Source organism: Lentzea sp. NBC_00516, assembly GCF_036346835.1.
Lineage (GTDB): Bacteria > Actinomycetota > Actinomycetes > Mycobacteriales > Pseudonocardiaceae > Lentzea > Lentzea sokolovensis.
Map to the genome: position 1 here is coordinate 8,856,156 of NZ_CP107840.1, position 12,524 is coordinate 8,868,679.

A 12,524-nucleotide genomic window follows, 5' to 3' on the forward strand; every position below is an offset into this window, starting at 1 on the left:
GTGGACTCTGCATTCACGCCGCCAAGTCCACCGGTTTTGCGGAGGCCCGCATGAAACGCGCCCTGTCTTTGGTGGCAGGCATTGTGCTTGCGATGTCCGGTTTGGTCGTTTCGACCCCGGCGAACGCGGCATCCCAACAGGTTTTCTGGACCTTCTACGGCTGGTACGACAACACGCCGCCTGGAGGCGACATCGCCTATCCGGGGCTCCACGACACGGCCGGCGGCAAGGGCACGTGGTCGGACCCGATCACGTTCGCGACGTCCAGCAAAGAGGCCAAGCCGGGAACGAAGATCTATTTCCCGCGGGTCAAGAAGTACTTCGTCATGGAGGACTCCTGTTCCTCCTGTGAGCAGGACTGGAACGGCAACGGCCCCAACGGCGGCCCGAAGCTGTGGCACTTCGACGCGTGGATCGGCGGCAAGGGCGGCAACGCCATGAACGCGATCGACTGCGAGGACGCGCTGACGAACTACCACGACGATGGCAAGCCGGTGATGGAGGAGACGATCCTCAACCCGCCGTCGAACCTGCAGGTGGACTCGACGCCGATCTTCAACACCTCGACCGGCGAGTGCTACGGCGGCGCGAAGCCCAAGACCACCAACGGCGAGTACAAGAACGTCTCGACCGGCAAGTGCCTGCAGGGCGGCTCGTCCGGCGCGCAGCTCACGACGGCCACCTGCAGCGGTGCCGAGAACCAGCAGTTCAAGTTCCACGGCGCGTTCATGGAGCAGGGTTCGCCCCAGCAGTGCACCACGTTGTCCTCGGGCAAGGTGCTGCTGAAGAAGTGCGACGGCGGACCGGCCCAGCAGTGGTCCATCAACCCGAACAAGACCATTTCGGACATGCAGTACAACACCAAGTGCTATCGGGACGCGTCCGGCAAGGTGACGGCGGCGTCCTGCTCCGGATCCGTTGCCCAGTGGACGTTCAAGGCGGCGGCCAAGAAGTAGCTAATTCACTTTGCGGCTTTACTCACCACCGTCCAGGCTTCGGTCTGGACGGTGGTTTTTTCGTGCACCTCTCGACCCACAGGAGCCTTGCTTGTCCACCCAGACAGCCTCGCCACCAGGCGGGGACCGAGTGCTCACCCGCCTGCTGACGACCTACCTGCGGCCGTATCGCAGGGAGCTGACCATCGTCGTGGCGCTGCAGCTCGTCGGCACGGTCGCCTCGCTGTACCTGCCGAGCCTCAACGCCGACATCATCGACAACGGCGTGGCACGCGGAGACACCTCGTACATCGTGGATCAGGGCGTCTGGATGCTCGTCGTCTCGCTGCTGCAGATCGCCTGTTCGATCGTGGCCGTCCGGTACGGCACCCGCACGGCGATGGCGTTCGGGCGGGACGTGCGGTCCGGGGTGTTCCACCGGGTCGGCTCGTTCTCCGCGCAGGAGGTCGCGCGGTTCGGGGCACCGTCGCTGATCACCCGCACGACGAACGACGTGCAGCAGATCCAGGTGCTGGTGGTGATGCTGACGACGATGTTCGTCGCGGCACCGATCATGTCCGTGGCCGGCGTGGTGATGGCGCTGCGCGAGGACGTCGGGCTGTCGTGGCTGCTGCTGGTGTGCGTGCCGGTGCTGGCGGTCGCGGTCGCCATGATCACCGTGCGAATGGTGCCGTTGTTCCGCCGCCAGCAGGAGCGCATCGACCACGTGAACCGGGTCCTGCGCGAACAGCTCACCGGCGTGCGTGTGGTGCGGGCGTTCGTGCGGGAGAAGGCGGAGACCGAGCGGTTCGCCGACGCCAACGCGCAGCTCACCGACATCGCGCTGAGGGCGGGCCGGCTGCAGGCGATGATCTTCCCGACGGTCATGCTGATCTTCAACGTGTCCAGCGTCGCGGTCCTGTGGTTCGGGGCGCACCGCGTGGCGGACGGGGAGATGCGGGTCGGCGCGCTGACCGCGTTCCTCGCCTATCTCCTGCAGATCCTGATGTCGGTGATGATGGCGTCGTTCATCTCCACGATGGTGCCGCGTGCCTCCGTCAGCGCGGGGCGGATCATGGAGGTCATCGAGACCGAACCGTCGGTGCACGCTCCCGTCGAGCCGGTGGCCGCGTCTTTCGGACGCGGAGAGGTGTCCTTCCACAGTGCGGAGTTCCGATACCCCGGAGCCGACGCGCCGGTGGTCAGGAGCACGTCGTTCAGCGTGGGCGCCGGGCAGACCACCGCGATCATCGGCAGCACCGGCTCCGGCAAGACCACGTTGATGAGCCTGATCCCGCGGCTGATCGACGTGACGGCGGGGGAGGTGCGGGTCGGCGGCGTCGACGTGCGGGCGCAGGATCCCGAAGCGTTGCGTTCGCGGATCGGTCTCGTGCCGCAGGTGTCGTACCTGTTCACCGGGACCGTGCGATCGAACCTTCAGCACGGCGCGCCCGACGCCACCGACGAGCAGATGTGGACGGCGCTGGACATCGCGCAGTCGCGCGACTTCGTCACCGCGATGGGCGGGCTCGACGCCACGATCTCCCAGGGCGGCACCAACCTGTCCGGAGGTCAGCGGCAGCGGCTCTCCATCGCCCGGGCACTGGTGCGCAGGCCGGACGTGTACCTGTTCGACGACTCGTTCTCCGCACTCGACCTCGCCACCGACGCGGCGTTGCGCGCGGCACTGCGGCCGTACACGCGCGACGCCGCCGTGATCGTCGTGGCGCAGCGGGTCTCCACGGTGGCCCAGGCCGACCAGATCCTCGTGCTGGAGAACGGCGAGATCGTCGGCAGGGGCACGCACCGCGAGCTGATGGACAACTGCCCCACCTACCTGGAGATCGTCCACTCCCAGCTCACGCCGGAGGAAGCGTCATGACCACCACCGCTCGTGAGCAGCCGCGACCGATGGCCGGTCCGGCCGGCCGGTTCGCCATGCAGGCGCCGGTCAGCAAGGCGGCGGACTTCGGCACGTCGGCCCGGCGCGTGGCCGGTCTGATGAAACCGGAACGCGTCACCTTCGCCTTCGTCGTCGGGCTTGGAGTGCTCGGCATCTCGTTCACCGTGCTGGGCCCGAAAATCCTCGGCGACGCCACCGACATCATCTTCAACGGCCTCACCGGGGACGGGATCAAGTTCGGTTCGCTGGCGGGCGTGCTCTCGTTCGCGCTGGGTCTGTACGTGCTGGCCTCGCTGTTCAGCTGGCTGCAGGGACGGCTGCTGAACACGGTGGTGCAGCGCGTGGTCTACCGGTTGCGCGAGAGCGTCGAGGAGAAGCTGCACCGGTTGCCGCTCAAGTACTTCGACGGCCAGCCGCGCGGCGAGCTGCTCTCCCGCGTCACCAACGACATCGACAACATCTCGACGACGTTGCAGCAGACCATGAGCCAGCTGCTCACCGCCGTTCTGAGCATCATCGGCGTGACCGTGATGATGTTCGTGATCTCGCCACTGCTCGCGGCGGTGATGATGCTCGTCATCCCGATCTCGGTCGCCCTGACCCGCGCGATCGGCAAGCGCGCGCAGAAGCAGTTCGTGGCGCAGTGGAAGCACACCGGCCGGCTGAACGCGCACATCGAGGAGGCGTTCAGCGGCCACCAGCTGGTGACGGCGTTCGGCAGGCAGCAGGAGTCGGAGGCGGAGTTCCGCCGCCGCAACGACGAGCTGTACGAGGCGGCGGCCGGCGCGCAGTTCGTGTCCGGCCTGATCATGCCGTCGATGATGTTCCTGTCGAACCTGAGCTACGTCGCCATCGCCGTGATCGGCGGCCTGCGCATCACCACCGGCGGCATGACGCTGGGCGAGGTGACGGCGTTCATCCAGTACTCGCGCCAGTTCACCCAGCCGCTCACCCAGGCCGCCTCCCTGTCGAACCTGCTGCAGTCCGGCGTGGCGTCGGCGGAGCGCGTGTTCGAACTCCTCGACGCACCGGAACAACGCCCGGACCCGGCGGACGCCGTGCCGCCACCGTGGCGCTGCGGCAAGGTCGAGTTCCAGGACGTGTCGTTCTCCTACGACCCGGACAAGCCCCTGATCGAGAACCTCTCACTGGTGGCCGAACCAGGCCAGATGATCGCCATCGTCGGCCCCACCGGCGCGGGCAAGACGACACTCGTGAACCTCATCATGCGGTTCTACGAACTCGGCGGCGGCCGGATCCTGCTGGACGACGTGGACATCACCTCGTTGCGCCGCGCGGACCTGCGCGCACAGGCGAGCATGGTGCTGCAGGAGACTTGGCTGTTCGGCGGCACCATCCGCGACAACATCGCCTACGGCAAACCAGGTGCCACAGAAGAGGAGATCCTCGCCGCGGCCGAAGCGACCTATGTGGACCGTTTCGTGCGCTGCCTGCCCGACGGCTACGACACCGTGATCGACGAGGAGGGCTCGAACGTCTCCGCGGGCGAGAAACAACTCCTCACCATCGCGCGAGCGTTCCTGTCCGACCCGACGCTGCTGATCCTCGACGAGGCCACCAGCTCAGTCGACACCCGCACGGAGTCGTTGGTGCAACACGCCATGGCGGCCCTGCGCTCGTCGCGCACGTCGTTCGTCATCGCCCACCGCCTGTCCACCATCCGCGACGCCGACCTGATCCTGGTGATGGAGGCCGGGCGCATCGTCGAACAGGGTACGCACGAAGACCTGCTGGCTAAGGAAGGCGCGTACCACCGGCTGTACTCGGCGCAGTTCGCGGCGGCGATCTGAAGTGAGCGCGCAGTGATTTCAGGCTGAGCAGCCCGACCGCGGTGCGCAGCGCGACGGACACGTACCAAGGAGCCAGTAGCCCGAAGGAGTCCGCGACGAACCCGCCCAGCAGCGCGCCGACCGGCTGAACACCCCAGGTGATCAGGGTCTGCGCGCTGCTGACGCGCCCAAGCAGTTCAGTAGGCACCACACGCTGTCTGAAGCTCGAGGTCGCCACGCCCCACACGGCCGTGCAGAACGAACTCACCACCGCGAACGCCGCAACAGTGGGAAGGTCGTGGGCGACCGTCGCGATTCCCAGCCACATCAACGGAATCAGCACCACGGTCGCCGCAACCGTGTCGCGATACCTCGCAAGCAACCGCTCCGCGAGCAGCCCGCCCGCGACCCCACCACACGCGAGAGTGGCCAGGAACGCCCCGAACCCGGCGTTCGTCAGCCCAAGTCTCTGCTGGGCGAACAACACCAGCGTCGCCATCGTCATCGCGATGCACAGATTCGTCGTCGCCGACACGACCGTGATGGTCCTGAGCGCCTTGTGCCGCAACAGCCATCGCATGCCTTCCCTGGCTTTCGGCCTGGCCGTCGGCTCTTTGCGTTCGGTGCGCATCCTGGTGACCAGCGCCGCCGCGATGGCGAACGTCAACGCGTTGACCCAGAACGGGGTGGGAACGGCGATCGCGAACAACAACCCACCCAGCGGCGGTCCGACGAACTGCAACGCCACCGCCTGAGATGCGAACAGCCGCCCGTTCGCCCGCTCCAGCAGATGGTTCTCCACGGTGGCCTTGATGAGCGGCTGCCCGACCGCCCTCGGCACGGTCTCGGCGGTGCCGATCAGAAACGCCATGCCGTACAGGAAAGCGATGTGTGCGCCGTGGAAAGTGGCGAGCAGGGCCATGAGCGCGCACTGGACCCACAGGGCCGTGAGAAGGAGGCGCCGTCCGTCGTACCGATCAGCGGCCGCGCCCGCCGAGAGCGAGACCAGCAGCCAGGGGAGTGTGCCGAAGAAACTGACGCCGGCGATCAGCTTCGGGTCCTGGGTGAGCGTGGTGGCGAGCAGCGGAAGTGCCGCCAGGAAGATGCCGTCCCCCAACGCCGAGATGGCGCTGCCGCCCCACAGCAGGTACCAGTTCCGCCCCATGCCGCACCTTACTTGCCGCACCGAAAACGCCCACAGCTCAGGCCCCGCCCACCCAGGGGGCTGACCACCTGCCTCCACTCAACCTAACGACGATTCGGGCGTGTCAACCCACCGCTCACCGATCTGTGGACAACTCGCCGGGGGAACGGCGAAGTCCCCTCTTCCAGGTGGAGAAACGCGAAGGCAGCTTGGCAAGGAGGGAAGCGGCCTGGCCCGCGCACGGCAAGGTCGTCTGTCCGGAGTAGTAGGCGGTGTGGCCCACCATGTCGAGGGTCCTCGACGCGGAGTGGTAACCGTGCGCCGCGTACGGACAAGGCGGGCTGTCAGTCGTGGAGAGGCGGCTTTCCGCGCGCATAGCGAAGAACGTTCTTCCGCCTTGGACTGGTAGCGGGTGCGCGCGTACGGACAAGGCGGGCTGTCAGTCATGAGAGGCGGCCTCCCGCGCGTATGGCGAGGCCGTTTCTTCCACCGCGAAGTAGCAGCCACGCACGGCAAGGCGGTCTGGCTGTCGTAGACGAGGCGCCCAGCGCACGTACGCCCAAGGCAGTCCCCGCAACGCCAGGAGACGACCCGCGCGGCAAAGGCAGACCTTCAGCCAATAGAAGGCCGCCGACCCCGCACACGGCGAAGGCCGCCACCCCGAAGCGGGGAAGCGGCCTCAACCGTCGATCAGATCAAGCTCAGTGCTGCGGTGCTGCCCGGCGCGGCCGACCAGAGGCGCTGCGCTCGGTTCGCCCGAACGTGCGACCACCCTCGGAACGCTCCGAACGGCGCGGTCCACCGCGGAACTCGCCGCCCTCGGTGCGCCGGCCGGAGCCGCCGCGGTAGCCACCGCTGCTGCTGCCACCGGCGGCGGGAGCGCCGAAGCGACGACCGCCGGAGCCACCGCTGCGGCGGGCCGGCTTCTCGCGTTCGATGATCGGCTCGCCGCTGGGGATGCGGGCGCCGGTGATGCGGACCAGGTCGTCGTCGCCGGGGCGCACCTTCGTGCTCTCCGGACGGATGCCCGCGCGTGCGGCCATGCCCTGGACTGCGCGGCGCTGGTCGTGCGTGACCAGGGTGACGACCGTGCCGGACTGGCCTGCGCGGGCCGTGCGGCCTGCGCGGTGCAAGTAGTCCTTCGGGTCGGCCGGCGGGTCTACGTGGACGACCAGTGAGACGTCGTCGACGTGGATGCCGCGGGCGGCGACGTCGGTGGCGATCAGCACCGGCATGGTGCCGTCGCGGAAGTCGCCGAGCACGCGAGTACGCGCGCTCTGCGCCTTGCCGCCGTGCAGCGCGCCGGCGTTGACGCCCATCGAGCGGAGCTTCTTGGCCAGGCGGTCCACGTGGTGCTTGGTGCGCACGAACATGATCGTGCGGCCCTCGCGTGCGGCCACCTCGTTCACCACGTTCTGCTTGTCCTCTGCGGACACGAACAGCAGGTGGTGCTCCATGGTCGTGACGCTGGCGGTGGCCGGGGCCACCGAGTGCGTCACCGGGGAGTGCAGGTACTGGCGGACCAGCTTGTCCACGTCGCCGTCGAGCGTCGCGGAGAACAGCAGGCGCTGCCCGTCCTGCGGGGTCAGGTCGAGGATCGCGCGGACCTGGGGCATGAAGCCCATGTCCGCCATCTGGTCGGCCTCGTCCAGCGCGGTGATCTCGACGGAGCCGAGGTCGCACGTGCCCTGGCGGACGTGGTCGGACAGGCGGCCCGGCGTCGCGATCAGCAGGTCGACGCCGCGGCGCAGGTGTTCGATCTGGCGCGGGAACGACGTGCCGCCGACGATGACGCGGCACCACAGGCCCAGCGAGCGGGCGTGCGGCGTGAGAGCCGTCTCCACCTGCATCGCGAGCTCGCGGGTCGGGACGAGGATCAGGCCGCGCGGCTTGTTCGGCTGCGAGCGGCCGGTCGCGAGGCGGGTCAGCATCGCGAGGCCGAACGCCAGCGTCTTGCCGGAGCCGGTCTGGCCACGGCCGAGGATGTCGCGGCCGGCCATGGCGTCGGGAAGGGTGGCCGCCTGGATCGGGAACGGCTCGGTGATTTCGTTGGCGACGAGCGACTTGATCAGCGCGTCTGCCAAGCCGAGTTCAGCGAACGAGGGCAGCGGGCCTTCCGGCAGCGTGCTCTCGAAGACCTCGGCGACGATCGGTTCCTCGACCCGCTGCTGCGGACGCGAGGAGTTGCCCTGGCGACCCGAACGGCGCCGCGGTGACCTGCGGCTTTGTCCACGCTCGGAACGGCCTTCGGACATTGATGGCAAAACAAACCTCCGGGACATGGCACGTCTCGAGGCTGCCCCGCGTGCTACCGCGGTGCCGATCACAAGGACGGGCCCGGCGTGATGGTCACGCCGCTGATGAGTGGGTGGAAACACCGGTCAACGGCCGTCAAGCCTGCATCGGTGTACAGCACAGTCTAGCTGATCTATCGCGAAGCCTTGCGCGCCCGGCAGTGTCGTTGGACACGGCCGGGCGCGCAACGTGCGTCAGGCCATACCCGCCACGTTCAGCAGCGTCGTGACCAGCGCGGACGGGTCGCCGATCTCGTGCGGCAGGCCGCGCGAGGCGAACCAGCCACAGATGTTGCGGACGTCGCGGTCCAGAAACTCGGGGCCGCGGGGGTTCGCGACCAGGTCGACCACCTGCGGCAGGTCGATCATGATCAGCCTGCCGTCGTGGACCATCAGGTTGTACGCCGAGAGGTCGCCGTGCGTGATGCCCGCCTCGGCGAGCGTCATCAGCGTCGCGACCAGCTGGCGCCACAGGTCGAGCAGCTCGTCCTCGTCGGGACGGGCCTGCGCGAGCCGCGGTGCCGCGGTGCCGTCGGCGTCCCCGATGAACTCCAGCAGCAGCTCGGTGCCACTGCGCTGCACCGGATACGGCACGGCCGCGCCGATCTGCCACAACTGGGAGAGCGCGGCGAACTCCGCCACCGCCCACTGCTCCGCGATCAGGTTGCGCCCGAACGCGGTGCGGTTCGCGATCGCCCGCGTCTCACGGGACTTCTTCATGCGACGACCCTCGAGGTACCCCGCGTCGCGGTGGAACATCCGGTGGTCGTTGCTGCGGTAGCGCTTCGCGGCGAGCAGGGTCGACCTGTCGCCGATGGCGCGTTCCAGCAGGAAGACGTCCGCCTCCTTGCCGGTCTTCACGATGCCCAGCTCGCGGTCGACCGCGGCCAGTTCCGTGATGAGCCAGTCGGGGTGCGGTTTCGGGCCCTGGTCGGCCTCGCCCCACGTGGACCAGCGGTCGCCGTCCTCGGGGGTGTCCGCGGTGCTGAGCTGGTCCTCGCGCAGCCGAGAGACGCGCAGCTTCTCTTCTTCTGTCATCCGGCCGCGACGCGTCGGTCCCGCGTCGTCGGCGATCCGGTTGGTGCGCTTTCCCTTGCGCCGCATGGTGTCGTCGGCGCCATCGAAAGCAGATTCGTAACGTTCGAAAAGATCGTGCTCGCGCACGGTGGGGTCTCCCAAAAGATGAAGGTGACCGCCCCACTGGCGCTCTGCGATCAAACGGTGCTGATCAGGCGCGAGAGGCGGCTGGACGGGTCGCGAACGCGGTGCCACGTCCAAAGACAGGCTCTGACATCACGCACCTCCTCGATCCAGCTTCGTCGTCACGCTTCGGAGGGAAGCTTGCCCTGCGGGTCCGGTGCCCGCAACCGAATTAACCGGTGATCAGGTCCGCCGTCTTCTCGCCCGTCGGCACCATGGTGAGCCCGGCCTTCTGCGCGAGCCTGACCAGTCCTTTCAGGTCGCCCGGCTCCGCGCTGGACGTCGCGATGGCGCGCGCGAGCAACCCCTTGTGCGCCTTGTTGAAGTGGCTCACGACCTTGCCCTTGCTCGTGATCACCCGGACGACGACGGCGTGCGGGATCCGCGCGAGGCTCGAGTACGCGCCGGAACGCAGGTCGACGACGAACTCGCCGGTGTCGGAGAACAGAGGCTCCAGCGCGGGCTTCCACAACGTCCGCAGGCTGCCGTGGTCGGGCAGCGTGCTCCCGCCGGACAACCGGTACGCGGGCACGGGATCGCCACCGCGAACAGCCCCGAACAGCGCGGACGCGACCGCGAGCCGCTGGTAGGCGCGTTCTTTCGCGGCCTTCTTGAGCGACGGGAAGTCCAGGTTGTCGTAGAGCACGCCGGTGTAGCGCAGCAGCGCGGGCGTGGTCTCCGACGTGCGCAGCGCCGCGTTGCGATGCACCTCGTCGACCTGGCGTTCGGAGATGTCGAGCGCTTTGAGGCTCGCCGGGACGTCCAGCGCGAGATCGGCCAGTGCGGACACCAGCTTGTCGCGCACCGGGTTGAGCTCGGGGAACGACAGCGCGTCGAGGTCGAGCGGCGCGCCCTCGCCGCCGATCGCCTTGGTCTCCGACGGGGGAAGCAGCACCAGCACGGTTGAAAAGGGTAGGGCAAAGCCGGAAAACAGCTGGACAGGGCGTGGTGATCTGGAAGGCGTGGACGCACTCGACCGCCTGTACCGCTCGCTCGACGCCCGGCCGCGCCCGGAGGACGTGGCCGTCCTCGTGCTGGAGGCGCTCCCGAAGCTGACGGACGCCGAGCACCGAGTGATCGGCGAGGTGGCGACGCACGCGCAGCGCTGGCACGGGTTCTCGGGCATGAGCGACGACTACGCCCGCCCGGTCGGCGCCGCCCGTCAGGTGGCCGCGACACGGGTCGTGTTCGGCGTGGACGGTGCCGTCGACGCGGACGACCCGTTGTCCGTGCTGGAGTTCGCGTCGCTCGTGGGCGCGGAGATCGGCTGGGACCCGGACCGCACGGACTTCCTCTCCGACCGCCTGAACCGCGACGAGCGAGCCGCCGCGGGCATCGGTCTGTCGAAGCGCCAGTACAACCGGCGTTTCCGGATGCTGCGCAGGCTGTCGGCCAAGGCGGACCGCCTCGACCGCGTGATCGTGACGCGCGACGTCACCCTGCTTGCGGCCGCCGGTTTCGTCGACGCGATCGACCGCGACCGTTTCCGCGCGGACGTCGACGCCGCCTGCTTCATCGCCTACTACACGGCCCGGCGCAAGCTGCGCCGCCGGTTCACGCTGCTCGGCCGCGACAACGCGTTCGACCAGGTATCGGCGGCGCTGCTGCGCCGCTGCCGCCTCGCCCCCGGCACGGACTGGGCGATGATCGCGCTGGCCCACCCGACCGAGGAGGTGCTGGGACACCTGACGCCGCAGCAGCTCGGCAACCAGATCGGCCGCTGGTCGGCGGCCACGCGAGCGGCGGCATCCGTGCTGGGCGACCTCTGGTGGGAGAACGACTTCGAGCAGGCGAACATGGTCGTCCGCCGAGGACACGACTCGTCCACCTGGAACACCTTCGCGCGCGCCTACAACGCCGCCCGTGCGGGCTGGATCTCCAGCCTGCACGCCGCCGGAGCCACCGAACTGCTGGTCGACGCGTGGCCGGGCAAGGCGATGCGGCTGATGGCGGCCGACCTCGCGTGGTGGCACCGCGACACAGGAGGCGACCTGCACTCGGACACCGACGTGTGGGCTGCTCTGCCGCTGCCGTGGGAGGTTCTCGACGGCACCGCGACATGTACGCGCGGTGATGTCGAACGCGCCTGCCGCACGTTCGACATGGACCCGGCTCGCTCCGGCTGGTCGGCTCCACCCGCGCACGGCGCCACCGCCCGCTTCCGCCCGACCCCGGAACTCGTGCACGGCGTGGCCGTCGCGGATCCCTTGTGGGGCATGGCATTGCGCCGTGCCGGCGTCTACAGCGGCAAGGCTCCGGTATTCGGTGGACAGGACGCGGCGGGATGAGCAGGCTGTCGTTCGTTCGGCTGTAGTTCAGCGGTAGAACGCCCGGCTCGACTCTCCGGGTGGACGCCGGTTCGAGCCCGGCCGGCCGAACACCCTCGGCACACGTGACTCAGTGGCAGGCTCCGGTCCGCCACTGAGCTGTGCCGGACCTCGTGGAGCCTGCGAGGTCATGGCGCCTGGAGCGTCAGGTAGGCCAGACCGAGCGTGCCGCGCCACCCCCGCAGCCGGTAGGTGCGGGAGGTGTCGGCCTTCGCCCTGATCTCCGCTGCGTGCTCGGAGTCCGGGTTGTCGCGCAGCCAGCGTTCCCAGGCGAGGCCGTGCCCGTTCTCGAACACGTCCCACTCGTCGAGGCTCGCCTGCTCCACCGCGAGCATGCGGTAGCCGTGGGCGTGCGCGAGGTCCACCAGGTCGGCCACCGAGCCGTACTGGTCGCGTGGCACCGGCATCGCCGCCAGCTGGTCCTCGGTGGGCTCGCGTTCCCAGAAACCCTCGCCCAGCAGGAGCCTGCCGCCCGCGCGCAGCAGCTGCTTCGCCGCTGTGAGCGCGTTCGCCGTGTGCTGCAACGGGTCTCCGCCCCACACCTGGCTGGCGCCGTTGACGATCACGACGTCGGCCGGCCGGTCCGGGTGCCATTGAGCGACGTCGGCCACCTGCAGACTGACGCGGTCAGTCAGGCCTCGGGCCTCGGCGTTGGCCTGGCCGTGCGCGATGTCCGCGGCGTTCAGGTCGACGCCGGTACCGGTGGCCGTGGGAGCGGCCTCCAGGGTCCGCAGGAGGAGCTCCGCCCAGCCACAGCCGACGTCCAGCACGTGGGCGTCGTCCAGCGGCAGGAGTGAGCGGATGAGGCGGGCTGCTCGTTGTTCGGACAGGGGCCCGTGGAACGTCAGGTCCTCGTGCAGCGGTGCGATCTCTGGTGGCGTCATCGCTCGCAGGATGGCCCCGGTGGCTCATCGCGGGCAACGCGTTATTC

General features: G+C 68.8%; 9 protein-coding genes and 1 tRNA gene. 5 read left to right on the plus strand and 5 right to left on the minus strand.

Features of this window, described 5'->3' with window-relative positions; all coding sequences use genetic code 11:
- Window positions 1–92 precede the first annotated feature (92 nt).
- The 3 genes from OG205_RS41115 (at window position 93) to OG205_RS41125 (ending at window position 4,649) form a co-directional block, all read left to right on the plus strand.
- Window positions 93–956 (plus strand): RICIN domain-containing protein, encoded by an 864-nt coding sequence (locus OG205_RS41115; protein ID WP_330273193.1) that lies wholly within the window; start codon window positions 93–95, stop codon window positions 954–956.
- A 130-nt stretch (window positions 957–1,086) separates the two neighbouring features.
- Entirely contained in the window at window positions 1,087–2,817 is a 1,731-nt protein-coding gene (locus tag OG205_RS41120) for an ABC transporter ATP-binding protein (protein ID WP_330278339.1), read from the plus strand.
- Window positions 2,818–2,846: 29 nt separating this feature from the next.
- A complete protein-coding gene (locus tag OG205_RS41125; protein WP_442916860.1) occupies window positions 2,847–4,649 on the plus strand; it encodes an ABC transporter ATP-binding protein in 1,803 nt (600 codons plus the stop codon).
- Here OG205_RS41125 and OG205_RS41130 read toward each other — a convergent pair.
- The 4 genes from OG205_RS41130 to yaaA form a co-directional block, all read right to left on the minus strand.
- Window positions 4,594–5,793 carry an MFS transporter gene (locus OG205_RS41130; RefSeq protein WP_330273194.1) on the minus strand — a complete coding sequence of 400 codons (1,200 nt, stop codon included), beginning with the start codon at window positions 5,791–5,793 and terminating at the stop codon, window positions 4,594–4,596. The genes OG205_RS41125 and OG205_RS41130 overlap by 56 nt on opposite strands.
- Before the next feature lie 680 nt (window positions 5,794–6,473).
- Window positions 6,474–8,027, minus strand: a complete 1,554-nt coding sequence (locus tag OG205_RS41135; protein WP_330273195.1) for a DEAD/DEAH box helicase — start codon at window positions 8,025–8,027, stop codon at window positions 6,474–6,476.
- Between the two features lie 234 nt (window positions 8,028–8,261).
- Complete coding sequence (locus tag OG205_RS41140; RefSeq protein ID WP_442916659.1) at window positions 8,262–9,230, minus strand: serine protein kinase RIO; 969 nt, start codon at window positions 9,228–9,230, stop codon at window positions 8,262–8,264.
- Window positions 9,231–9,438: 208 nt separating this feature from the next.
- Window positions 9,439–10,167 (minus strand): peroxide stress protein YaaA, encoded by a 729-nt coding sequence (yaaA, locus tag OG205_RS41145; RefSeq protein WP_330273197.1) that lies wholly within the window; start codon window positions 10,165–10,167, stop codon window positions 9,439–9,441.
- A 61-nt stretch (window positions 10,168–10,228) separates the two neighbouring features.
- Between yaaA and OG205_RS41150 the strand changes: the two genes are divergently transcribed.
- Window positions 10,229–11,554, plus strand: coding sequence for a hypothetical protein (locus tag OG205_RS41150; RefSeq protein WP_330273198.1), 1,326 nt, complete (start codon window positions 10,229–10,231; stop codon window positions 11,552–11,554).
- A 16-nt stretch (window positions 11,555–11,570) separates the two neighbouring features.
- A tRNA-Ser gene (locus OG205_RS41155) sits at window positions 11,571–11,644 on the plus strand.
- Window positions 11,645–11,721: 77 nt separating this feature from the next.
- On the opposite strand, the gene OG205_RS41160 is transcribed toward OG205_RS41155, so the two are convergent.
- Window positions 11,722–12,477, minus strand: a complete 756-nt coding sequence (locus tag OG205_RS41160; RefSeq protein WP_330273199.1) for an SAM-dependent methyltransferase — start codon at window positions 12,475–12,477, stop codon at window positions 11,722–11,724.
- Window positions 12,478–12,524 lie beyond the last annotated feature (47 nt).

What these genes read in the sequence shown, in the direction of transcription:
- OG205_RS41115 (WP_330273193.1), top strand. Translation starts at nt 93, where the DNA reads ATGTCCGGTTTGGTCGTTTCGACCCCGGCGAACGCGGCATCCCAACAG.
- OG205_RS41125 (WP_442916860.1), top strand. Translation starts at nt 2,847, where the DNA reads ATGGCCGGTCCGGCCGGCCGGTTCGCCATGCAGGCGCCGGTCAGCAAG.
- OG205_RS41130 (WP_330273194.1), bottom strand. Translation starts at nt 5,793, where the DNA reads ATGGGGCGGAACTGGTACCTGCTGTGGGGCGGCAGCGCCATCTCGGCG.
- OG205_RS41135 (WP_330273195.1), bottom strand. Translation starts at nt 8,027, where the DNA reads ATGTCCGAAGGCCGTTCCGAGCGTGGACAAAGCCGCAGGTCACCGCGG.
- OG205_RS41160 (WP_330273199.1), bottom strand. Translation starts at nt 12,477, where the DNA reads ATGACGCCACCAGAGATCGCACCGCTGCACGAGGACCTGACGTTCCAC.